Annotated in this window: 20 protein-coding genes and 1 pseudogene; 10 read left to right on the forward strand and 11 right to left on the reverse strand. The window is 63.9% G+C overall.

Annotated elements, in window-relative coordinates; genetic code table 11:
* The first annotated feature begins 53 nt into the window (after positions 1-53).
* Together soxR and ACSKB9_RS08800 are read left to right on the forward strand one after the other, a co-directional pair.
* Positions 54-530 (forward strand): redox-sensitive transcriptional activator SoxR, encoded by a 477-nt coding sequence (soxR, locus tag ACSKB9_RS08795; protein WP_438072583.1) that lies wholly within the window; start codon positions 54-56, stop codon positions 528-530.
* Between the two features lie 108 nt (positions 531-638).
* Positions 639-899, forward strand: coding sequence for a GlsB/YeaQ/YmgE family stress response membrane protein (locus tag ACSKB9_RS08800; protein WP_016843463.1), 261 nt, complete (start codon positions 639-641; stop codon positions 897-899).
* A 97-nt stretch (positions 900-996) separates the two neighbouring features.
* Here the strand turns inward: ACSKB9_RS08800 and purL are convergent.
* Positions 997-3228: pseudogene (gene purL, locus ACSKB9_RS08805) on the reverse strand (phosphoribosylformylglycinamidine synthase subunit PurL).
* Positions 3229-3399: 171 nt separating this feature from the next.
* Between purL and ACSKB9_RS08810 the strand changes: the two are divergent.
* A complete protein-coding gene (locus ACSKB9_RS08810; RefSeq protein WP_438072585.1) occupies positions 3400-3876 on the forward strand; it encodes a PaaI family thioesterase in 477 nt (158 codons plus the stop codon).
* A 22-nt stretch (positions 3877-3898) separates the two neighbouring features.
* Here the strand turns inward: ACSKB9_RS08810 and ftrA are convergent, their stop codons facing one another.
* Complete coding sequence (gene ftrA / locus ACSKB9_RS08815) at positions 3899-4924, reverse strand: transcriptional regulator FtrA (protein WP_438080118.1); 1026 nt, start codon at positions 4922-4924, stop codon at positions 3899-3901.
* 68 nt (positions 4925-4992) lie between these two features.
* Here ftrA and ACSKB9_RS08820 point away from each other — a divergent pair, with 68 nt between their 5' ends.
* The 3 genes from ACSKB9_RS08820 to ACSKB9_RS08830 all read left to right on the forward strand — a co-directional run bounded on the left by ACSKB9_RS08820 (position 4993) and on the right by ACSKB9_RS08830 (position 9129).
* Positions 4993-5391, forward strand: a complete 399-nt coding sequence (locus tag ACSKB9_RS08820) for a rhodanese-like domain-containing protein (protein WP_438080120.1) — start codon at positions 4993-4995, stop codon at positions 5389-5391.
* A 245-nt stretch (positions 5392-5636) separates the two neighbouring features.
* Positions 5637-7871, forward strand: a complete 2235-nt coding sequence (locus ACSKB9_RS08825) for an alkaline phosphatase family protein (protein WP_438072587.1) — start codon at positions 5637-5639, stop codon at positions 7869-7871.
* 247 nt (positions 7872-8118) lie between these two features.
* Positions 8119-9129 (forward strand): methyltransferase, encoded by a 1011-nt coding sequence (locus ACSKB9_RS08830; protein ID WP_057018393.1) that lies wholly within the window; start codon positions 8119-8121, stop codon positions 9127-9129.
* A 14-nt stretch (positions 9130-9143) separates the two neighbouring features.
* Here ACSKB9_RS08830 and pstS read toward each other — a convergent pair whose 3' ends face one another.
* The gene (pstS, locus tag ACSKB9_RS08835) at positions 9144-10205 is read right to left on the reverse strand and encodes a phosphate ABC transporter substrate-binding protein PstS (RefSeq protein ID WP_438072589.1); all 1062 of its coding nucleotides are present in this window, start codon (positions 10203-10205) and stop codon (positions 9144-9146) included.
* Between the two features lie 235 nt (positions 10206-10440).
* Between pstS and ACSKB9_RS08840 the strand changes: the two genes are divergently transcribed.
* Entirely contained in the window at positions 10441-11418 is a 978-nt protein-coding gene (locus tag ACSKB9_RS08840) for a DMT family transporter (protein ID WP_438072591.1), read from the forward strand.
* Between the two features lie 42 nt (positions 11419-11460).
* Here the strand turns inward: ACSKB9_RS08840 and ACSKB9_RS08845 are convergent, their stop codons facing one another.
* The 7 genes from ACSKB9_RS08845 to purC all read right to left on the reverse strand — a co-directional run bounded on the left by ACSKB9_RS08845 (position 11461) and on the right by purC (position 17056).
* The gene (locus ACSKB9_RS08845) at positions 11461-12057 is read right to left on the reverse strand and encodes an invasion associated locus B family protein (protein ID WP_083715041.1); all 597 of its coding nucleotides are present in this window, start codon (positions 12055-12057) and stop codon (positions 11461-11463) included.
* Between the two features lie 248 nt (positions 12058-12305).
* Positions 12306-13910 (reverse strand): ABC transporter substrate-binding protein, encoded by a 1605-nt coding sequence (locus ACSKB9_RS08850; protein WP_438072593.1) that lies wholly within the window; start codon positions 13908-13910, stop codon positions 12306-12308.
* A 130-nt stretch (positions 13911-14040) separates the two neighbouring features.
* Positions 14041-14964 carry a tripartite tricarboxylate transporter substrate-binding protein gene (locus ACSKB9_RS08855; protein ID WP_438080122.1) on the reverse strand — a complete coding sequence of 308 codons (924 nt, stop codon included), beginning with the start codon at positions 14962-14964 and terminating at the stop codon, positions 14041-14043.
* A gap of 102 nt (positions 14965-15066) precedes the next feature.
* Positions 15067-15768, reverse strand: coding sequence for a phosphoribosylformylglycinamidine synthase subunit PurQ (gene purQ, locus ACSKB9_RS08860; RefSeq protein WP_438072595.1), 702 nt, complete (start codon positions 15766-15768; stop codon positions 15067-15069).
* The gene (locus ACSKB9_RS08865) at positions 15765-16019 is read right to left on the reverse strand and encodes a hypothetical protein (RefSeq protein WP_057018387.1); all 255 of its coding nucleotides are present in this window, start codon (positions 16017-16019) and stop codon (positions 15765-15767) included. Before ACSKB9_RS08865 ends, purQ begins: the two co-directional genes overlap by 4 nt.
* A gap of 11 nt (positions 16020-16030) precedes the next feature.
* The gene (gene purS / locus ACSKB9_RS08870; protein ID WP_057018386.1) at positions 16031-16273 is read right to left on the reverse strand and encodes a phosphoribosylformylglycinamidine synthase subunit PurS; all 243 of its coding nucleotides are present in this window, start codon (positions 16271-16273) and stop codon (positions 16031-16033) included.
* 15 nt (positions 16274-16288) lie between these two features.
* Entirely contained in the window at positions 16289-17056 is a 768-nt protein-coding gene (gene purC / locus ACSKB9_RS08875; protein WP_016843454.1) for a phosphoribosylaminoimidazolesuccinocarboxamide synthase, read from the reverse strand.
* Positions 17057-17405: 349 nt separating this feature from the next.
* Here purC and ACSKB9_RS08880 point away from each other — a divergent pair, with 349 nt between their 5' ends.
* Positions 17406-17729: a DUF1476 domain-containing protein gene (locus ACSKB9_RS08880; protein ID WP_438072598.1), complete on the forward strand. Its 324-nt coding sequence runs from the start codon at positions 17406-17408 to the stop codon at positions 17727-17729.
* Positions 17730-17758: 29 nt separating this feature from the next.
* Here the strand turns inward: ACSKB9_RS08880 and ACSKB9_RS08885 are convergent, their stop codons facing one another.
* Positions 17759-18703: a LysR family transcriptional regulator gene (locus tag ACSKB9_RS08885; protein WP_253589906.1), complete on the reverse strand. Its 945-nt coding sequence runs from the start codon at positions 18701-18703 to the stop codon at positions 17759-17761.
* Positions 18704-18815: 112 nt separating this feature from the next.
* Here ACSKB9_RS08885 and ACSKB9_RS08890 point away from each other — a divergent pair, with 112 nt between their 5' ends.
* Together ACSKB9_RS08890 and ACSKB9_RS08895 are read left to right on the forward strand one after the other, a co-directional pair.
* A complete protein-coding gene (locus tag ACSKB9_RS08890; RefSeq protein WP_438072600.1) occupies positions 18816-19643 on the forward strand; it encodes an isocitrate lyase/PEP mutase family protein in 828 nt (275 codons plus the stop codon).
* A 316-nt stretch (positions 19644-19959) separates the two neighbouring features.
* Positions 19960-20850: a hypothetical protein gene (locus ACSKB9_RS08895; RefSeq protein WP_225647254.1), complete on the forward strand. Its 891-nt coding sequence runs from the start codon at positions 19960-19962 to the stop codon at positions 20848-20850.
* Positions 20851-20880: the final 30 nt, after the last annotated feature.

The raw sequence follows: 20880 nt of genomic DNA on the forward strand, positions 1-20880 counted from the left end.
TATGGTTGAGGTCAAGGCTGGCAGCTTGCAGGACTTCTAATCCAGGATTTGCAATGACGCTTGCGCAGGAGCTTTCAGTCGGCGAAGTGGCGCGGCGCAGCGGACTTGCCGTCTCCACCCTTCACTTCTACGAGAGCAAGGGACTGATCGCGAGCCGGCGCACCGGCGGCAACCAGCGGCGCTACATGCGCGGGGTGCTGCGGCGGATCGCGGTGATCAGGATCGCGCAGCGCGCCGGGATCCCGCTGGAGGAGATCAGGCAGACCTTCGCCGCGATACCGCTCGATCGCGCGCCGACCGTGCGCGAATGGGAGCGCGCGATGCGGGCCTGGACCGAGACGCTCGAGCAGCGCATCGACGATCTCACCGATCTCCGCGACAAGCTGTTCAACTGCATCGGTTGCGGCTGCCTGTCGGTGACCGATTGCCCGCTGCGCAACTGCGACGACAAGCTCGGCGCCCAGGGGCCGGGCCCGCGCATCCTGATCACCGCAGCCGAACGCCGAGCACGGCGCAAGCGGCGGGGCTGACGGCATTTTTCGCGGCGGACAAGTTGCGCACAACCTGCCTTTGGTCACATCGCGCCAGGTGATTCTCAGGTATGCTGGCCGGACTGCTTGACCCTAGGGAGTCCTGAGATGAACGACCCTCAAGTTGGATGGATCGCCGCCATCATCGTCGGCGGACTGGCGGGCTGGCTCGCCGAGATGTTCATGAAATCCGGAACCGGCATCTTCATGAATATCATCCTCGGCATTGTCGGCGCCGCGCTGGCGAACTGGCTGTTGGGTCTGCTCGGCGTATCGCTCGGCGGAGGCTGGCTCAGCTATCTCGTCGCCGGCTTCATCGGCGCCTGCATCATCATCTTTGCCTGGCGCGCGGTCCGCGGCGCGACATAAGGCATGATCCGAAGGGATCACGTTCGGAATAGAAATGGCGCGATGATGGGTTCATCGCGCCATTGAATCGTTGCTCGCGGCGCCTGATCCAGCCGGATCAGGCGGCAGTGCCGTGCATGTAGTTCGGCAGCCAGTGCTCGAAGGCGCGCGACAGGCTTTCGACCGCAACCGGCAACTCCCCAGCCACCGCAATCGCGTCGCCGCCGGTGGTGCCGATGCGCGCGCAGGGCACGCCGGCACCCTTCATCTTGGCCAGCACGAGGCCTGCGTCGGCGGCCGGCACGGTGACGATGTAGCGGGCCTGATCCTCGCCGTACCAGTAGGCATGCGGCACGATCGAGGATGGCGCCGCCATGAGCTGCGCGCCGATGCCGCTTGCGATCGCCATTTCGGCGAGCGCGATCGAAAAGACCGCCGTCGGAGACGTCGTGCACCGCGGTCGCGGTGCCGGCGTGGATCATGCCGCGCACCACGTCGCCATTGCGCTTCTCGGCAGCGAGATCGACCGGCGGCGGAGCGCCCTCCTCGCGGCCGCAGACGTCGCGCAGATAGACCGACTGGCCGAGCCAGCCCTGCGTGTCGCCAACCAGAAGGATCGCCTCGCCGGCCGCCTTGAACGCCAGGGTCGCGGACTTGGTGAAGTCGTCGAGCAGGCCGACGCCGCCGATCGAGGGCGTCGGCAGGATGCCGCGGCCGTTGGTCTCGTTGTAGAGCGAGACGTTGCCGGACACGACCGGGAAGTCCAGCGCGCGGCAGGCCTCCGAAATGCCCTTCAGGCAGCCGACGAACTGGCCCATGATCTCGGGCCGCTCCGGATTGCCGAAGTTGAGATTGTCGGTGATCGCGAGCGGCCGGCCGCCGACCGCAGTGATGTTGCGCCAGGCTTCCGCGACCGCCTGCTTGCCGCCCTCGAACGGATCGGCCTCGCAATAGCGCGGCGTGACGTCGACGGTGAGCGCAAGGCCCTTCGGTCCGTCCTCGACGCGAACCACCGCGGCATCGCCGCCGGGGCGCTGCATGGTATTGCCGAGGATGACGTGGTCGTACTGCTCCCACACCCAGCGCTTCGAGCACAGCTCGGGCGTGCCGATCAGCTTTTCCAGCGCCTCCGCGATGCCGACCGGCCGCTTGACGTCCTGCCCGCGGATCACCGGCAGTGCATTCGAGGCGACGTGCGGACGGTCATAGACCGGCGCCTCGTCGCCGAGCTCCTTGATCGGCAGGTCGGCCATCACGTCGCCGGCATGCTTGACGACGAAGCGCTTGGTCGGCGTGGTGTAGCCGACGATGGCGAAATCGAGCCCCCATTTGCTGAAGATCGCCTCGGCCTCTTTCTCCTTCTCGGGCTTCAGTACCATGAGCATGCGCTCCTGGCTTTCCGAGAGCATCATCTCGTAGGCGCTCATGCCGGTCTCGCGGGTCGGTACCGCGCTGAGGTCGAGCTCGACGCCGAGATCGCCCTTGGCGCCCATCTCGACCGCCGAGCAGGTCAGGCCCGCCGCGCCCATGTCCTGGATCGCGATCACGCAACCCTTTTCCATGATCTCGAGGCAGGCTTCCAGCAAGAGCTTCTCGGCGAAGGGATCGCCGACCTGCACGGTCGGGCGCTTCTCCTCGGAGGCGTCGTCGAATTCGGCCGAGGCCATCGAGGCGCCGTGGATGCCGTCGCGGCCGGTCTTGGAGCCGAGATAGACGATCGGCATGTTCACGCCGGAGGCCGCCGCGTAGAAGATCTTGTCGGCATCGGCGAGGCCGACCGCCATGGCGTTGACCAGGATGTTGCCGTCATAGCGGGTGTGGAAACGCACCTGGCCGCCGACCGTCGGCACGCCGAAGGAATTGCCATAGCCGCCGACGCCCGCGACCACGCCGGACACCAGATGCCGGGTCTTGGGATGCTCGGGCGCACCGAAGCTCAGCGCGTTCAGGCAGGCGATCGGGCGCGCGCCCATGGTGAAGACGTCGCGCAGGATGCCGCCGACGCCGGTGGTCGCGCCCTGGTAGGGCTCGATGTAGCTCGGGTGGTTGTGGCTCTCCATCTTGAAGACCACGGCCTGCCCGTCCCCGATATCGATCACGCCGGCATTCTCGCCGGGGCCCTGGATCACCCAGGGGCCTTGGTCGGCAGCCCGCGCAGATGGATGCGCGACGACTTGTACGAGCAGTGCTCGTTCCACATCGCCGAGAAGATGCCGAGCTCGGTGAAGGTCGGAACCCGCCCGATCAGCTTCAGGATCCGCTCGTACTCGTCCGGCTTCAGCCCGTGGGCGGCGACGAGTTCGGGGGTGATTTGGGGCTCGTTCTTGGCGTCGTTCTTGGGCGCGTTCATGGGACCCTTAATAGGTAGATAGAACGGGGGCGAAAGGCCTTTCAGGCCCATTTCCGGCCTGTCCAGAGCTTTGCGGCAACTGGCCGCGGCCCGGGATTTGGTCCCGGGATTTGCACAATGGGGATGGATCGGATTTAAGGACCCGAACCCGATAATTGAAGGCCATATTTCGTGAACGAGCTCGCCAAAACCGCATTCAACCGCCGCCCCGACCTGCACGTCGAAACCGAGGGCGAATTCGCCGGCTGGCGAACCTGGACCCGGGACAATTTCGAGACCCATACCGGCCCGTTCTACCACCGCATGGACGAGAACGGCCGCATCACCTGCGCATTCCGGGTCGGCAAGAAGCACCTCAACGGCTCCGGCAACGTCCACGGCGGCTGCTTCATGACCTTCGCGGATTACTGCCTGTTCGCGCTCGCCGGCTCGGTGCTGCAGGGCCCCGGCGTCACGGTGTCGTTCGCCTCGGAATTCCTCGACGCCGCCCGCGAGGGCGACCTGATCGAGTGCACCGGCGAGGTCACCCGCGCCGGCATGTCGCTGATCTTCGTGCGGGGCATGCTGACATCGGCGGAGCGGCCGCTGTTCACCTTCTCCGGCACCATCAAGCGGGTGAAGCGCAGGACGCCGGCCGCTGACGCATAGCGTTCGAGCAGCCTGGGGATCGTCATTTCGCCAAGACGCCGACCGGTATGAAGCGTGATCTGTATTCCGTCGGAGTGAGGCCGGCTTTGCTGCGGAAGTGATGGCGGAGCGCGTGGGCCGAACCAAAGCCGACGGCGGCGGAAATCGTCTCGATGCTCAGGGGCCGCTCGCACAAGAGGATTTTGGCAGCTTCGATCCGCTCTTCGACCAGCCAGTCTCCAGGACTACGGCCTGTTGCCTCGTGGAAGCGACGCAGGAAGGTACGCAAGCTCATTTTGCACTCGCGCGCCATGGCGCCTGTGGTCCAGCTCCGCTTCAGATTGTTGCGCATCCGATCCAGTAGTGGCGCGATCTCCCGGCCCGGTTGAACGGGAACGGGGCGCTCCAGGAATTGCGCTTGCCCTCCCGTGCGATGGGCGGACACGACCAGGCGCCGTGCAACAGAATTCGCCGCCCGGGGGCCGAAGTCCTGCCGTACGATGTCGATCAGCAGATCGATCCCGGCCGCGCTACCCGCTGACGTGAAGACCCGATCATGACTGCGATAAAGCGAGCTCGCATCTATGTGCACTTTCGGGAAGCGGTTCTGTAGTGCCGCGGCATAGCGCCAATGCGTGGTCGCGGTGCCACCGTCGAGCAACCTCGTCGCACCCAGCACGAATGCCCCTGAGCAGATCGACACGAGCCGTGCTCCGCGGGCATGGGCGGCGCGAAGCTGGTCGCAAAGCCTCTCAGGTACGGGAACGTGCGCCCCCTTCCAGCCCGGGACGACGATGATATCCGCCTTGGCGAGCAGTTCCGGCCCACGGTCGGGCTGAAGCGCGAAACCGCCGTGGGCGCGTAGCGGTCCTTTCTCGATCGCGCAGCTTGCGAAGCGATACCAACCCGGCCCCATCTCAGGACGGTGAAGCCCGAAGACCTCGGCCACGATGCCGAACTCGAAGGTGCAGAGTCCGTCATAGAGCAGCGCTACGACCAGGGGACCGGTGGTTTGAAAGCGGATCGGGCGCTTCGACGTGATTGGCATGATATTTACGTATCTTGTCATCTGCGCCAATTGCAAGAGGGGGCACACGGCGTCCATATCGGCGGCGACACCAGAGACTGGAGCCCATGATGAAATCCGCAGTCACCGAGATTTCGGCCGCCCCGAGCGACATCGCCCGTGAGCATTTTGCCGCCCAATTCACTTTTGAGACTGATTGCTGGGATGTGCATGACGCACTGTCCAAGGGCGCCGATTTCGTGCTTCTGGATGTGCGGAGCCCGGCGATGTTCGCCAAGGGCCATGTCCGGGGCGCCATCAACCTGCCGCATGGCAAGATCATCCGCTCGAAAACAGATGCTTGGCCCGAAGGTACGTTGTTCGTCACCTACTGCGCCGGACCGCATTGTAACGGAGCCGCTCGTGGTGCGCTGCGTCTCGCAGAACTTGGTCGACCGGTGAAGATCATGGCCGGCGGCATCACCGGCTGGCTGGATGAAGGCTTCGAGCTTGCCACGGGCAACGGCTGAGCCACGGCTGCGGACACGCGCCGTCATCCAGCCGTTACATCGGCACGGATTGAATCGAAAGCCGAACGCTACTTCGTTGTGTTCACGCGCGTTCTTCGCGTGAAGCAATGCAAACTCGAGTTGTGACGCGACGACGTGCTGTCGTTGCGTCGTCGCGCATGCGTCACATGCCCGTCAGCCAAGCCTCCGTAGATTGCCGAACGGTTTCCGTTTGTGCGTTCGCACAGCGACTATGGGGCATTCTCATGAAATTGAAGACGTTCGTTTCCGTTACGACGGCGATGTCGCTTGTCGCATCGCTGGTGTGGACTGCAACTCCGGCGCGCGCCGGTCAAGACGGCGATAATGGTGATCGCGGCGTTGGCGATGCTCGCGGTCACGATCAGGATCAAGACCAGGATCATGACGGCGGTCATCACGGCCGCAAGCCGCACGTGGTGATGATCTCGCTTGACGGTGCCAAGCCCGATTTCATCCAGAAATTCATCGAGGAAGGCGTACTGCCGCGCGACGGCGGCCTCGCCCGGCTCAGCCGACGCGGCGCAGTGGCGTTGCAGAACGTGACGGCGTCACCGTCGCTCACCGCGGTGTCGCATATCGCGATCGCGACCGGCTCCACGGCGGTCCACAACGACATCCCCTCGAACACGTTCGAGCCGATCGTCGGGCCGATCTCCGGCAGCATCAGCGGCTTTGCGGCGCCGATCGGCGGCTACAGCGAGAATCCGCTCGGGCCGTCGCCGCACCCGACCGCGGTGCCGTTGTGGGTGCAGCTGCGCCAGCAGGGCAAGAAGGTTGTCACGGCGACCTGGCCCGGCGGCGACGGCGCCGACATCTCCATCAACAAGACCGTGGTGCAGCCGGCCCAGCCGACCCGCATCACCGACTTCACGGTCCCGTTCGGCGCGTTCGGCGGCATCGGGGCCCAGGGCTTCTCGCTGTCGCGAGGCGACTTCACGGCCGACCCGAGCATCGTGACGGCGCTGCAGGCTGCCGGCCATTTCTCTTTCAGCCCGGTGCTGGTGACCTCGGCACCGATCGAGACGTTCTCCTGCTCGGCCGCGGCAACCGCGACCTGCACCAATGCCTCGACGCTCGATGTCAAATATTCGATCCGCGTCGCCGCGATCGACACCACCAACGATCGCAAGGTGAACTACGACACGCTGGTGTTCTTCGACGCCAACCGCGGCATCACCGCAGGACCGTTCCACGCGCCGTCGACCGGACCGGCCTATGTCAAGTTCGGCGGCGAGAACGCACCGTTCTTCTTTGAAGGCAGCGGGGCGAAGGTTGGTGCCGCGTACTTCGTCTCTGCGCTGTCTCCCGATCTCTCGGTGGTGCGCTTCGCCCGCTACGGCGCCAATTACATCCCGCGCAATACGCCTGTGCTCGCCGACGTCGACGACATCAACAACAACATCGGGTTCTGGCGTCCGCAGGCCGACTTCCGCATTCCGGAGCGCCTGAGCCCGGGCTTTGCCAGCTTCCCCGACGTCGAGATCGAGACCATGTTCGAGGACATGGTGAAGACCTTCGTGCGCTACCAGGCCAATATCGGCGAGCGCGCGATCAAGACCCATCCGGACGCCGACCTCGTCATGGTCTATATCGAGCAGCCCGACGGCTCCGAGCACCAGTTCCTGCTGACCGATCCCCGCCAGGGCACCAACCCGACCGACCCGAATTCGATCGGCGCCAACCAGGATGCTGCCAAGGTCAAGCGCTACGCGTCCTACATCCGTTTCGCCTACCAGACGGCCGACAAGGCGGTGAAGCAGATCGCCGATGCGGCGGGCCGCGACAGCAACGTGATCGTGGTGTCGGACCACGGCTTCGCGCCGTTCCACACCTCGGTCAATCTCACCAACATCCTGCGCAACGCCGGTATCGACACCAGCAAGGTCGGGATCCGCACCTCCGGCCCCGCCGCCGACATCTACATCAACCTGCAGAACCGCGAGCTCGGCGGCACCGTTGATCTGGCGACCTACCGCACCCTGGTGGCGCAGATCACTGACGCGGTGAAGAACGCGGTCGACCCCAATGCCCGCTTCAACTACTCACTCAAGGACCAGCGCATCTTCACCGTCGTCGAGACCCGGCCGCTGCAATGCGACGCCGGAACCGGACAATGCATCAGCAGGACCGTCGGCCAGGACTATGGCGACGTGTTCGCGCTGATGGCGCCCGGTTACAATTTCGACGGCATCCAGAACCCCGGCGTCGCGCGCCAGGGCGACGCGCCGTTCAACGCGGCAACCACCATGCTGTCGATGCCGAACTTCTATGGCGCCCACGGTCACGACCCCGAGCTTCCGGTGATGAGCGCGACGTTCATCGCCGCCGGGCCGCAGATCCGCAAGGACACCGTGGTGCGGCACATGCGCAATATCGACGTGGCTCCGACCATCATGCGGATCCTCGGCTCGGCACCGCAGCAGGTCGACGGCGAGGTACTGGGCCAGGTCCTGCGCTAGAGCATGGTCCGGCATTTCAGGCACAGCTCACGCGATGGACGCCGGAGCGGCGTCCATCGCTGATTCGTTCTCGCCAGTCCTGCGCCACTGGCGTTCACCGAACGGAAGTGTCAAAATCAAATTTATTCGCCGTTATTTGAAATGACGCCGTGGTGAACCCCTGCCACCTCCCGGCGCACCAGGCCCGAACCAGGGGCGACATGTTCACCCGGCTGCACCAGCAGTGACAACCAATTGGGATCAAGTCATGAGCGCGGCAACACCGGAACATATTATGCAGATTGGTCTGGGCTTTTGGGCGTCCAAAACGCTCCTGAGCGCCGTCGAACTGGGCGTGTTCAGTACGTTGGCCGATGGCCCCGCTGACCTGCCGACGCTGCAAAGGACGCTTGCGTTGCATCAGCGATCGGCCCGCGACTTCCTCGATTCGCTGGTGGCGCTCAGATTGCTTGAGCGCGAGAACGGCATCTACAGCAACACCCCGGACACGGACCTGTATCTCGATCGCGCCAAGCCATCCTACATCGGAGGCATTCTGGAGATGGCGAATGCCCGGCTCTATGGCTTTTGGGGATCGCTCACGGAGGCCCTGCGCAGCGGCGAATTGCAGAACGAGGGCAAGGGCGGAGGAGAAGACTTATTTGCGGCATTGTATGCCGATCCGGATCGGTTGCGGGGATTTCTGACCGCGATGAGCGCAATAAGCGCGGGTGCGGCGCATGCTATTGCCGGCAAGTTCCCTTGGAGCGAGTACAAGACTTTCATGGATCTCGGTTCGGCTCAGGGCATGGTGCCTGCCACGCTCGCACACGACCATCCGCACCTCACCGGCATCGGCTTCGACCTTCCCGCGGTCAAGCCGGTGTTCGAGGAATTTATCGCTCAGCGCGGGCTGGAGGATCGGGTGCGGTTTCGGGGAGGAAACTTCTTCGAGGACCCGCTGCCGGAGGTTGACGTCATCATCATGGGTCACATCCTTCATGATTGGGACCTTGCCAAGAAACGGGCGCTTCTCGGCAAGGCATTCGATGCGCTTCCGAAAGGTGGCGCAATCATTGTTTATGACGCCATCATCGATGACGATCGCCGCGAAAACGCTTTCGGGCTTCTGATGAGCTTGAATATGCTGATCGAAACCGCCGGTGGGTTTGACTACACAGGCGAAGACTGTCAGGCTTGGATGCGCGACGTCGGATTTTCCCGAACGCGGGTCGAACCGCTCGTTGGCCCGGATTCGATGGTGATCGGATTTAAGTAGCGTATCCGCGTGGTCTACCGATCAGTCCGCTTTCCGGACGCCGCTGCCGACGCCGTAAGCGCCTCGAAATTATGCTGCCAATACTGCTCGATCTGCTCGACCAGCGTGGCCGGCAGGGGAACGTAGTTGAGCAATTGAGCCTGCGGCTTGCCGCTCTGCAATGACCAGCGCAGGAAGTCGATCGCGGTTGCCGACCCGTCGGGCGATTTCGGCTGCTTGTGCATCAGGACGAAGGTCGTGGCCGTGATCGGGTATGCGTCCTCGCCGGGAGCGTTGGTGAGTACCTGGTAAAAATCCTGCGTCGTCGTCCAGTCCGCACTCGACGCCGCAGCCTGGAACGATGCGGCGTCCGGAGTGACGAAATTGCCGGCACTGTTCTGCACCAGACCGAAGGAAATCCGGTCAAGCCGTTGCAGCGCGTAGGCATATTCGAGATAGCCGATCGACCCGGGAATCAAACTGACGAGCGAGGCGACGCCATCATTGCCCTTGCCGCCGAGCCCTACCGGCCACTCGACCGACGAGCCCTCTCCGACGCTTGCCTTCCACTGCGCACTGACCTTCGCAAGATAGTTCGACCAATTGAACGTTGTCCCCGACCCATCAAGGCGATGAACGACGGTGATCGCCGCGCGCGGCAGCTTCAGATCGGGATTGACCGCCTGAATGGCCGGATCGTTCCACGATTTGACCTTGCCGAGAAAGATATCGGCGAGCAGCTGTCCGGTGAACTGGATCTGGCCGGGCTTGACGCCCGCGATGTTGACCACCGGCACGACGCCTCCGATCACGATCGGGAATTGCACCATGCCGAGCCTGTCCAGCTCTTTCGGATCGAGCGGCATATCGCTCGTCCCGAAATCGACGGCGGCCTTCTTGATCAGGCCGACGCCGATGCTCGAGCCCACCGATTGATAGCTGACGGTGTTGCCGGTCTTGGCCTTGTAGGCATCGATCCATTTCGCCATCACCGGCGACACGAAGGTTGAGCCCGCGCCCTTGGTCTCCGCAGCAAAGCATTGCGTTGCGACGACGAGTGCAGTGAAAATGATCGGTAATCTGAAATGCTTCGTCATGCTGTTGAGCCTAGCAGGACGAGCCAGACGCCCGTGTGGGCCAAGTCACAAAACGGTAGCATACGCCGGAGGCGTCGGATTGGCACCCGGACGACGCCAGCCTCAGTCCCACAGACGCAGCCCGCCAATTCCTCCAAGCGGGATATCGGCGTAAATTCAATACCCTAGCCTTGCATCGCGCCGCCGCGCTAGATTGCTGCTTCGCGCGCCAATGCGCGAAGGGAGCCAAATCAAGGTGCCGAAGAGCACAGCGAAAACGGGCGGCGTGACGGCTCCCGCGAAAGTGCCCACCTCGCCCACGCCAGCGCCGGGCGCGCCCGGCTGGCGCGACTATGCGCTGCTGCTGGCGCTGGCCTCCTGCTGGAGCTCGACCTACCCGCTGACCAAGATCGGGCTCGGCTCGATCCCGCCGGTGACCTTCATTTCCGCGCGCTCGCTGGTGGCCGCCGCCTTCCTGCTCATCGTGCTGCGCATTCGCGGCATCCGCATCCCGACCGACCTCAAGGCCTGGAAGCTGTTCGCCTTCCAGCAGACCATCAACTCCACGATCCCGTTTTTGGTAATCACCTGGGCGCAGCTTTACGTGCCGGCATCCAACACCGTGGTGCTGGCCTCGACGACGCCGATCTTCGCCTTCCTCATCACCTGGGCGATCACGCGACACGAGCCGGCCTCTCTGCTCAAGCTGGTCGGCGCGATCCTCGGCCTCGCCGGCACGGTCGCGATCATCGGCCTCGACGCACTCTCGGGCTTCGGCAAGGAGATCTTCGCCGAGATCGCGATCCTGCTCGCCACCGTCTCGTTCGCCTGCGCCACGATCTTCGGGCTTCGGCTGTCGGACTATGATCCGATGGTCGTGGCGGCCGGCTCGCTGTTGTTCGGCGGCACCGTGCTGCTGCCGGTCGCCCTGATCGTCGACCATCCCTGGACCCTGCACCCGACGCCGCAGGCGCTGGTCGCCACCGTCGTGATGGGCATCTTCTCCAGCGCGTTCGGCCTGATGCTGTTCTACATGTGCCTGACGCGGCTCGGCACGCTGACGACGAATGCGCAAGGTTATCTTCGCATTCCGATCGGCGTCGCGCTGTCGGTGATCCTGCTCGGGGAATCCGTGCCGTCGAATCTCGCGCTCGGCCTCGTGCTGGTCATGGCCGGCGTCGCCGCGATGACGGTGCCGGGCGAAGCAGTCAAACGGTGGCTGCGCAGGCTTTAGCTGCTGCTCATCGAATCTGACAGACCCGCTATTTGCGGTCGCCTATCTCGCTTCACAGCGCGCTTTGCGCTCCTCTTCGGCGCGCTTCGCACGCTCCGATCTCGCCTGCTTTTCCTCCGCCGAAAGCACCTCCTCGATGACCTTCGTCTCTTGTGCGGGTCCATCGTAGGCATCAGCGAATCCGGCGAGCGGCACGGTCAGGCTGATCGGCGAATTGGCCTTATCGAAGGCTTCCAGAGTGAGCGCATGCGCTTGCTTGAGCTGATCGACCATTTCCGGTCCGGCGTCGTAGTCAGCCGTGCAACCGTAGGCAAAGCAGCCCGCGTAGGGCCGCTCAATCGCTTGTCCCTGATCGATAATGATCCGAACACCACGTTCGACTATCACCCGGGTCGGCAAGAAAACGCGCAACGTCTTCCTGGAATCTCCGGTGCGCGCGATCAGCGCGGCTGCCACGACTGCCCCGCAGTCTATGTTCTCTATCTTCGATCGCCCCTCTCGCCCGACAATGCAGGTGTCGGCTATGCAGAACTTCGTCCAGGGGGGATAAGTCAACGTAGCCTGTTCGCCGGCTACTGGGCCGGCAACCAGCCAAGCAAGCGCCATGCCGGCGCAGCAACGCAAGATCACACGGCGCATGGCCGCTTTCCCCGATCAGACCTGAACTCAGGCTCGTCGCGGACTGTGTCCGCATCAGGGCGTTGCACGCCGCAGAAATGCTACTTCTTGTCGTCCTTCGCAACGTCGCGGGTCACGAGTTGCTGCAGCACCTCGGCGCGCGAGTTCATTGGCGTCGGGTACGACCGTCGACAGGTCGACGAACCGCTTCTTCACCGCTTCGCTCGCACTCGGGCGCAGCCATGCGGGCGACGATGCTGGATTCCGGCTTATTGCACGCTGACCAGCGTGAGGTCGACGAACCACGATTGGGGCGACACAAAACCCTTCACCTTCGGACTCATCGCGCGAGGGTTCAGATCGTGGACAATATAGAGCCAGGGCGGATCGTCGACGAGGCGCTCATGCGCCTTGCGGTAAGCCGCCGAGATCACTTTCGGATCGGTCGCTTCCGAAATCGTCTTGAGTGCGGCTTCGAACTCGTCGTCCTTCCATTGCTCGAAATTGAAACCGTTCGGTGAAAAATTGGCGGCCAGGAAATAGCGCGCCATCACGCCGGCGTCCGACGAAGGCGAGCTGATATTGAGCGCCATGGCGCCGCGCAAAGTTGGGCTGTCGGGCGTGGCCCGGGCCGCCGTCAGGAGCACCTGCCACTCGATGACGTCGAATTCCACATCGACCCCGCAGGCTTCCTTCAGGTTCTGCTGGAGGAATTCGTTCATCGGCAGGGGCAGCATCTGCCCCGAGCCTGAATTCGAGATCAGCACCTTGAACGCCAATGGCTTCGCCGACGTGTAACCCGCCTCGGCAAGCAGCGCCTTGCCCTTGGTCGGATCGAACTTGTAGTGATTGACCGGCGCGCCGAAATCGGGATCGCTGGCCTTGAGCCAGCCGACCGACGGCTCTGCGGTCCCGTTGAGCAGGGACACCAGCCCGTCCCGATCGATGCAGTAGTTCAGGGCCTGGCGAACCCTGACGTCCTTGAACGGGCTGTTGGCGGCGCCGATGTTGTAGAACCACGGCCAGACATGCGGATAGGAGCCGGTGGTAATGGTGAAGCCGGCGGATTTCAGCGAGTCGACGCCATCGGCCGGCGGCACTTCGATCCAGTCGACCTGGCCGGCACGCAAGGCGGCCAGCCGCGAATTGGCCTCGGGGATCGGCAGCAACACGACATTGTCGACCTTCGCTGTCTTGCTCGTGTCCCAATACTTGTCCCAACGCGCCAGATCTGCCTCTTGCCGCGGCACAATCCTGGTGATGCGGAACGGCCCGGTGCCGGCAGCCGGCAACGTCGCGACCTTGGCCCAGTCGCGGCCGGCCTTTTCGAATGAGGCGGGCGAGGTGAACAGAAGATAGACCGCCATATAGGGAAAATAGGATGCCGGCTTCGTCGTCGAGATCGCCACCGTTGCGTCATCGATCTTCCGGTAACTGCCCGTCACCGGGACCCGCGCCCGCGACATCGCCGAACTCGGCGGCTCAAATTGCGGGCTCTCGCTGTTGAAGTAGCGATCGAGATTCCAGATCACGGCATCGGCATTGAAATCGGTACCATCGTGGAATTTGACGCCCTGGCGCAGATGGAAAATCCAGGTCTTGTTGTCGACGGGGTCCTGTTCCCATTTCTCCGCGAGTCCGGGACGCAAAGTCGCCAAGCGGTCGGTTCCGCTCAGATTCCACAGCACCAAACCTTCAAAGATCGGATAACCGAGAAAGCGCATGCCTTCGAAGCCGTTATTCGGCAGCCCGGTGGCCGTCGGGATATCGGACGCCGTCATGGCGATGCGCAACGTGGTCTCGGCCATCGCCCAATGCGACCACAGCAGCGCGCATAGGAACGCAATCGTGCAGTGAGCCTTGCGAATGAGCATGATGCGCTCCCGTCCTGATCGATCGGGAGATCACCAGCAAATTTCAGGCCAGTCTGGCGAGCGGCTGACGCAAGGCTCGCCGCCTCGGCGACCGCGTCGAGGGCAGAGCCAACGCAGCGACGATGACCCTCTACTTCTTATCGTCCGCCAGCAGCGTGCGGTATTTCGCGACGTCGCGGGTCACGAGCTGCTGCAGCGCCTCGGGCGCGAGCTCATTGGCGTCGGGGGCGACGGTCGACAGGTCGGCGAAGCGCTTCTTCACCGCCTCGCTCGCAACCGCGGTGCGCGCGGCGGCGTTGAGCTTGGCGATGATCTCGGGCGGTGTGCCCTTCGGCGCGAACAGGCCGTTCCAGCCCTGCGCCTCGAACTCGGGCAGTCCGGCCTCGGCCGAGGTCGGCAGTTCCGGCAACGACGCAAGCCGTACCGTCGAGCCGACCACGACCGCTTTCACCAATTTGTCGTCGATCGCCTGCGACACCGAGGCCGCGGCATCGCAGACGCCGTCGATCTGACTGCCGATCGCGTCCGTCAGCGCAAGCGCCGCGCCGCGATAGCCAACCAGCTGCACGTCGATGCCGGCGGCATGAACAAAACTCTTGCAGATCAGGTAATTCGAGGAGCCGACGCCGGCATGGCCGAGATTGACCTTGCCCGGATTCTTCCTGGCGTAGTCGATGAATTCCTTGAGGTCCTTGGCCGGAAAATCCTTGCGCAGCGCGACGATGCCGAAGGTCTTGGCGACCACGGCGATCGGCGCGAAGGAGTCAGGCGTAAACGGCAGCTTCGGATAGATCGTGTAGGTCGCGGCGTTGGTGCCGGCATTGCCGATCGCGATGGTGTAGCCGTCCGGCTCGGCGCGCGCGGCGCGGGCGAGCGCGGTCGAGCCGCCGGCGCCGCCGACATTCTCGATGATGATGCTCTGGCCGAGCGCAGCGCTCATCTGGTCGGCGACCGCGCGGGCGATGACGTCGGAGGTGCCGCCGGCCGTGAACGGCACGATCATCGTGATCGGACGCTTCGGGAAGTCCTGGGCATAGGCCGACGTCGCAAGCAAAAGCGCCGCAGCCGCGGCAACGCACCACCGCCCGAGCCATTTATTTTGACGCGTTTTCTTCACGCGAACCGGTCCCCACTTCGCTCGAAAACGCTGTCGTCGTCACGCCGCCTTTTCGAACTGCTGGACCAGACCTGCGAACAGGCCGCGGCCGTCGGTGCAGCCCATGATCTCTTCGACGTGGTTTTCCGGGTGCGGCATCATGCCGAGCACGTTGCCGCGCTCATTGACGATGCCGGCGATCGAATGCGCGGCGCCGTTCAAATTGGAGGCCTCGTCCACCACGCCCTCCGGCGAGCAGTAGCGGTACAGCACCCGCCCGTCACCTTCGAGCCGCTTCAGCGTCTCCTCGTCCGCCTCGTAATTGCCCTCGCCGTGCGCCACCGGCACGCGGATCACCTGGCCGGCATTGTAACCGCGGGTGAACGGGGTGTTGGAGCGCTCGACGCGCATATGCACGTCGCGGCAGATGAACTTCAGCCCGGCATTGCGCATCAACACGCCCGGCAGCAGCCCTGACTCGCAGAGGATCTGGAAACCGTTGCAGACGCCGAGCACGAGCCCGCCCTTGGCGGCGAAGTCGCGCACCGCGTCCATCACCGGCGCGCGCGCCGCGATCGCGCCGCAGCGCAGGTAGTCGCCGTAGGAGAAGCCGCCGGGCACCACTACGAGGTCGGTGCCTTTGGGCAGCGCGGTCTCGGCGTGCCAGACCATCGCGGTCTCATTGCCGGATGCGAGCTTGAGCGCACGCGCCATGTCGCGCTCGCGGTTGATGCCGGGGAAGACGAGGACGGCTGATTTCATGGAGTTGGTACTTCGTTCAATTCGAGACGTGTCTCTATGCGGTCAAGACGCCCTTCGTGGCGAACCAGCGTCGCGTGAATACCGGAAATCTCCTGGAACACGCCGGTAATTTCCTGGCGGATACCATTCTGAGACGTTCGCGATGCCTGCATTTCCTGCTTCAACTCATCGATCTTGCCGTCGACCTGAGCCAAACGCGCCTGGACCGATTTCATCACTTCGAACATCAGCTCCATCGTCACGTCGGCCATTTGCTCGCCCCTTACGCCTTCAGTTCGATGGCATAATTCTCGATCACGGTATTCGCCAACAACTTGTCGGCGGCGGCCTTCAGCGCCGCTTCCGCCTTGGCCTTGTCGGTCGCGGCGAGCTCGATGTCGAACACCTTGCCCTGGCGAACGCTGGCGACGCCGTCGACGCCGAGCGATTTCAGCGCACCCTCGATCGCCTTGCCCTGCGGATCGAGGATGCCCGACTTCAATGTCACAGTTACACGTGCCTTCACGGTCGTCCCTTCAGCTTAGCTCTTCACCAGCACCGGGCCGCTACCGGCCGGCCGCTCGTTTTCAATCAGAATGCCGAGCCGCTTGGCGACCTCGGTGTAGGCCTCGAGCAGGCCACCCAGATCCCTGCGGAAACGGTCCTTGTCGAGCTTCTCGTTCGACTTGATGTCCCACAGCCGGCAGGAGTCCGGCGAGATCTCGTCGGCGACGATGATCCGCATCATCTCGTTCTCGAATAGCCGTCCGCACTCCATCTTGAAGTCGACGAGGCGGATGCCGATGCCGAGGAAGAGGCCGGTCAGGAAGTCGTTGACGCGGATGGCCAGCGCCATGATGTCGTCGATCTCCTGGGGCGTCGCCCAGCCGAAGGCGGTGATGTGCTCTTCCGACACCATGGGGTCGTTGAGCTGGTCGTTCTTGTAATAGAACTCGATGATCGAGCGCGGCAGCTGGGTGCCCTCCTCGATCCCGAGCCGCTGCGACAGCGAGCCGGCGGCGACGTTCCGCACCACCACCTCGAGCGGCACGATCTCGACCTCGCGAATCAGTTGCTCGCGCATGTTGAGGCGGCGGATGAAGTGGGTCGGCACCCCGATGTCGTTGAGGTGCTGAAACAGGTACTCCGAAATCCGGTTGTTGAGGACGCCCTTGCCCTCGATCACCTGGTGTTTCTTGGCGTTGAACGCGGTCGCGTCGTCCTTGAAGTGCTGGATCAGGGTTCCCGGCTCGGGGCCTTCGTAAAGCACCTTGGCCTTGCCTTCATAAATACGGCGTCGACGGCTCATTGGGATGTACCGTGTTTTGTTGAAATCCATGGATTTGGGTGCTCCGGATGACTTGGGGTTACGACCCACGACGGAGCTGCCGCGGAGGCCTGGAACCTGGGCAATCCAACTGGAAACAGAACAAGAACCATGCCTGTTGGCAACCTATCCGATTGGCCCATCCAGCACAATCGATAGTGCCCCCTTGAGGGCACTTATACCGCCCTATCATAAAGGGCCGATTCCGCCAGTTTTGCCTGCGGCTTAACGGCTCGTTGTCTTGCCGATTCCTCCCACCTATCTAGGCAGGCACAGGGGCTGCCGCAACGCGCGGCGGCCCTCATTCAGCAAGGGAATTGGAACTTCAGCCATGAGCGAATTCAACAAGCGCGAGGAAGGTTTCGAGAAGAAGTTCGCCCTCGACGAGGAGCAGAAGTTCAAGGCTGAAGCCCGCCGGAACAAGCTGCTTGGCCTGTGGGCCGCCGAGAAGCTCGGCATCACGGGCGATGCCACCAGCGCCTATGCCAAGGAAGTGGTCGCCGCCGACTTCGAGGAAGCCGGCGACAACGACGTGCTGCACAAGGTTCTGAAGGACCTCTCCGCCAAGGACCAGGCCGTCACCGAGCGCGATATCCGCGCCAAGATGGACGAGCTGCTGGCGGTGGCCGCGGCCCAGGTCAAGGCGGGAAGCTGAGTTCCCGGTACACCCTACCAAGTCGACTTTTACGCGCGCCGGACACCGTTCCGGCGCGACGTATTTGTGCCCCTCGCCTTGGTGAAGTCGGCACGGAGGATGTCGAACAGACGGCGTGAGGCGGCGCTAAGGAAGCCGCCATGCCGCGTCACGGCGACGACCTCGTGACTTGCGGCGAGATCGCCGACGCGGATCGTCGCGATCCTCGAGCTACCCAATTCTTCCGCCGCATTGCTTTGTGACAGCAGCGCGATCCCGAGCCCGGCCTCGACCAGCCGCTTCTGCGCCGTCAGGCTGTCGACCGGCGTCCAGGCGACCTCGCCGAGCCCGTGCGTCAGGAACAGGGCGAAGACGTGCGAGGCGGTGATTTCGCGGCGTCCTGGCACCTCCGGGAAGGCGATCCAGCGCTCATCCCTGAGATCGGCAAGCTTGCCGACCCGGCGTCCCGCCAGCGGATGGTCCGGCGCGCAGACCACCCCGAGTGGCTCGGCAAACAGCACCTCGCAATCGAGGTCGCGCGAGCGGTCGCGGTCGTAACGCAACCCGATCGTCGCCTCGCCGCGCCGGATCAGGTCGCTGACCTCGGCGCTGGTCGCGGTGCGCAGCGTCAGCGCAACGTCCGGATGCCGGCGGGCAAAGCGCTTCAATACGTTCGAGAGCCGCTCGCCGGCGAGGGTACCGGTCACCGCCAGCGCCACCGGGCCGGAATTGTCGCGCAGCAGCGCGCGCACCGCGTTCTCGGCATCCTGCGCCGCCGCCACCGCCCGTTCGGCATAGGGCACCATCACCCGCCCGGCATCGCTCAGCCGCGTCTTGCCCGCGATCCGCTCGAACAGGGGCACCCCGAGCTCCTGCTCGAGCAGCGCTATGCGCCGCGAAATCGCCGGCTGCGAGCGGTGCAGCGCCTTGGCGGCATGCGAGATCCCGCCGCGCCGATGCACCACCAGGAACGTGTTGAGCGCGTCGCTGTCCATCGCTCTCCTCATGCAAAAAGCTGATGACATCGAGAGAAATAACAAATTTGTCTGATGGGCGAAACCGCCCTATCGCTGCTTTCAGTCGCTTTTGACAACAGCAGGAGTTCACATGCGCACCCAGGCGGACAAGGCAGCACGGTTTCGCGAGCTGCATCAGCGGCCCGGCGCCTTCATCATTCCAAATCCGTGGGACGCCGGGACGGCGAAGCTGCTCGCATCCATGGGCTTCGAGGCGCTCGCAACCACCAGTCTCGGGCTCGCCAATACGCTCGGCCGTTCGACCGTCAGCCTCGATGAGATCATCGAGAATTGCCGGGTGATCGCCGAGGCCACCGACCTGCCCGTCAATGCCGATCTGGAAAAATGCGGCGCCGACATGCCGAAGCTCGCGTGCGAGGCGATCCGCTTCGCCGCCGAGGCCGGCGCGGTCGGCGGCTCGATCGAGGACTCGACCGGCGACCCGCAGCGCCCGATCTATGACTTCTCGCTGGCGGTCGAGCGGGTCCAGGCCGCGGTCGAGGCCGCACGGGCGCTGCCCTTCCCGTTCACGCTGACGGCGCGGGCGGAAAACTTCCTGCACGGCCGCAAGGACCTCGACGACACCATCAAGCGGCTACAGGCGTTCGAGGCCGCCGGCGCCGACGTGCTGTATTCGCCGGGCCTCTACGATCTTGCCACCATCAAGACCGTGGTGTCGTCGGTCAACAAGCCCTTCAACTTGGTGATGGGCTATGCCGATCCGACCCTGACGGTCGAGCAGCTGTCGGCCGCCGGCGTCAAGCGCATCAGCGTCGGCGGCGCGATGCAGCGCCACGCGCTGGCTGCGTTCCTGCGCTGTGCCCGCGAGATGAAGGACAACGGCGCATTCGGCTTCGTCCGCGACATGGCGCCGGTGAAGGAGGTCCGGGCGGCGTTCGCCGCAGCGAAAGGCGAATAGGGCGCAGCGAATAGCTAATCGGAAAGCATCCATTCGCTATTCGCGCTTCTCTCATCTCCTCGAAATCCGTCTTCCGACAAGTCGCCACTCACGTCGCGGCGTGCCTTGCGCGGCCGCGATTCTCAGTCTGCGCACGACATATATGGTCTCCTCCTCCAGGGTGAGTGAACAGCTTCACACAACCGTCGGTGAATCGGACGTAGAACACGACGGGGGTAGGCGTACGATCAGTTCATTCCAATCGATCCTGCGCACGTCGATCCAATCTACACCGATGATCAGAGGCGGCGTCTCGTCGCCATGGGGGATTTCCAAAATGAAGAGCTGGTTGTTTTCCCTGCACAAGGGCGTTGGAAACAGTCCGCAATTTTTTACGAACGTCTTCAACGGCGAGGCCTGGAGCGGCGATGTCCCGATGCCGGGGAACACCTGGATCAGCAACACGCCGGCAGCCGTCGTCTTCAACACCAACCTGTATGTGTTCTATCCGATCAACCAGTCCCTCTATTACAGGGTCTATGACGGCGAGCTGTGGACGGCGGCAGCCCAGGTGCCCAACATGGCCGGCGTCGGCGGCGGCGTGGCGGCCGCCGTGTATGACGGCCTGATCTATCTGCTGTACTCGAATCCCGGCCAGTCCGACCTGATGTACAAGACCTACGACGGCACCAGCTTCGGACCCGAGATCAACACATCCGGAACCAACCATCTCATCTCCGTCGCCTACCAGAACGTCGACACCCCGGCCGCGGTCGTGCGCGGCGACACGCTCTACGTGTTCGGCCGCGGGCCCGGCTATAGCGAACCCGGCAACATGAACCGCTTCTGGTACGCGACCTTCGACCGCAGCACCTGGCGAAGCAATCCGGTTGCCGGCACGGAAGGCCTCAGCAACGGTCCGGGCGCGGCTTCCTACAAGGACTGGATCTACCTGTTCTTCAACGACCCCACGGGCCTCTTCTTCTTCAAGCGGTTCGACGGCATTGGCAGCTGGGGAGCCGACCGCCAGGTCCCCGACACGCCGGGCAATTTCGGCAATGCCGCGCCGGTCGTGTTCAACGACACATTGTACGTCCTGCACCAGGGGCCCAACGGCCAGTTCCTGTACAAGACGACCGACGGCGAGGACAACTGGACCAGCGACACGGCCGTGCCGAACACGGCCGGCCTGAGCTGCGGACCCGCCGCAGTGACCTTCTCGCTCTGACGCGGGGCGAAGCATGCCTGCGCCGCCCCG

It is taken from the genome of Bradyrhizobium sp. BR 1433 (genome assembly GCF_051547665.1).
GTDB classification, from domain to species: Bacteria; Pseudomonadota; Alphaproteobacteria; order Rhizobiales; family Xanthobacteraceae; genus Bradyrhizobium; species Bradyrhizobium australafricanum.

Bases quoted from the DNA above. Each gene is read 5' to 3' on its own strand.
- ACSKB9_RS08890 (WP_438072600.1), top strand. From the start codon at position 18,816: ATGCGCACCCAGGCGGACAAGGCAGCACGGTTTCGCGAGCTGCATCAG.
- ftrA (WP_438080118.1), bottom strand. From the start codon at position 4,924: ATGACAAGATACGTAAATATCATGCCAATCACGTCGAAGCGCCCGATC.
- ACSKB9_RS08895 (WP_225647254.1), top strand. From the start codon at position 19,960: ATGAAGAGCTGGTTGTTTTCCCTGCACAAGGGCGTTGGAAACAGTCCG.
- ACSKB9_RS08885 (WP_253589906.1), bottom strand. From the start codon at position 18,703: ATGGACAGCGACGCGCTCAACACGTTCCTGGTGGTGCATCGGCGCGGC.
- soxR (WP_438072583.1), top strand. From the start codon at position 54: ATGACGCTTGCGCAGGAGCTTTCAGTCGGCGAAGTGGCGCGGCGCAGC.
- ACSKB9_RS08845 (WP_083715041.1), bottom strand. From the start codon at position 12,057: ATGCGCCGTGTGATCTTGCGTTGCTGCGCCGGCATGGCGCTTGCTTGG.
- purC (WP_016843454.1), bottom strand. From the start codon at position 17,056: ATGAGCCGTCGACGCCGTATTTATGAAGGCAAGGCCAAGGTGCTTTAC.
- ACSKB9_RS08865 (WP_057018387.1), bottom strand. From the start codon at position 16,019: ATGGCCGACGTGACGATGGAGCTGATGTTCGAAGTGATGAAATCGGTC.
- pstS (WP_438072589.1), bottom strand. From the start codon at position 10,205: ATGACGAAGCATTTCAGATTACCGATCATTTTCACTGCACTCGTCGTC.
- ACSKB9_RS08850 (WP_438072593.1), bottom strand. From the start codon at position 13,910: ATGCTCATTCGCAAGGCTCACTGCACGATTGCGTTCCTATGCGCGCTG.
- ACSKB9_RS08820 (WP_438080120.1), top strand. From the start codon at position 4,993: ATGAAATCCGCAGTCACCGAGATTTCGGCCGCCCCGAGCGACATCGCC.
- ACSKB9_RS08825 (WP_438072587.1), top strand. From the start codon at position 5,637: ATGAAATTGAAGACGTTCGTTTCCGTTACGACGGCGATGTCGCTTGTC.
- ACSKB9_RS08830 (WP_057018393.1), top strand. From the start codon at position 8,119: ATGAGCGCGGCAACACCGGAACATATTATGCAGATTGGTCTGGGCTTT.
- ACSKB9_RS08800 (WP_016843463.1), top strand. From the start codon at position 639: ATGAACGACCCTCAAGTTGGATGGATCGCCGCCATCATCGTCGGCGGA.
- ACSKB9_RS08880 (WP_438072598.1), top strand. From the start codon at position 17,406: ATGAGCGAATTCAACAAGCGCGAGGAAGGTTTCGAGAAGAAGTTCGCC.
- purQ (WP_438072595.1), bottom strand. From the start codon at position 15,768: ATGAAATCAGCCGTCCTCGTCTTCCCCGGCATCAACCGCGAGCGCGAC.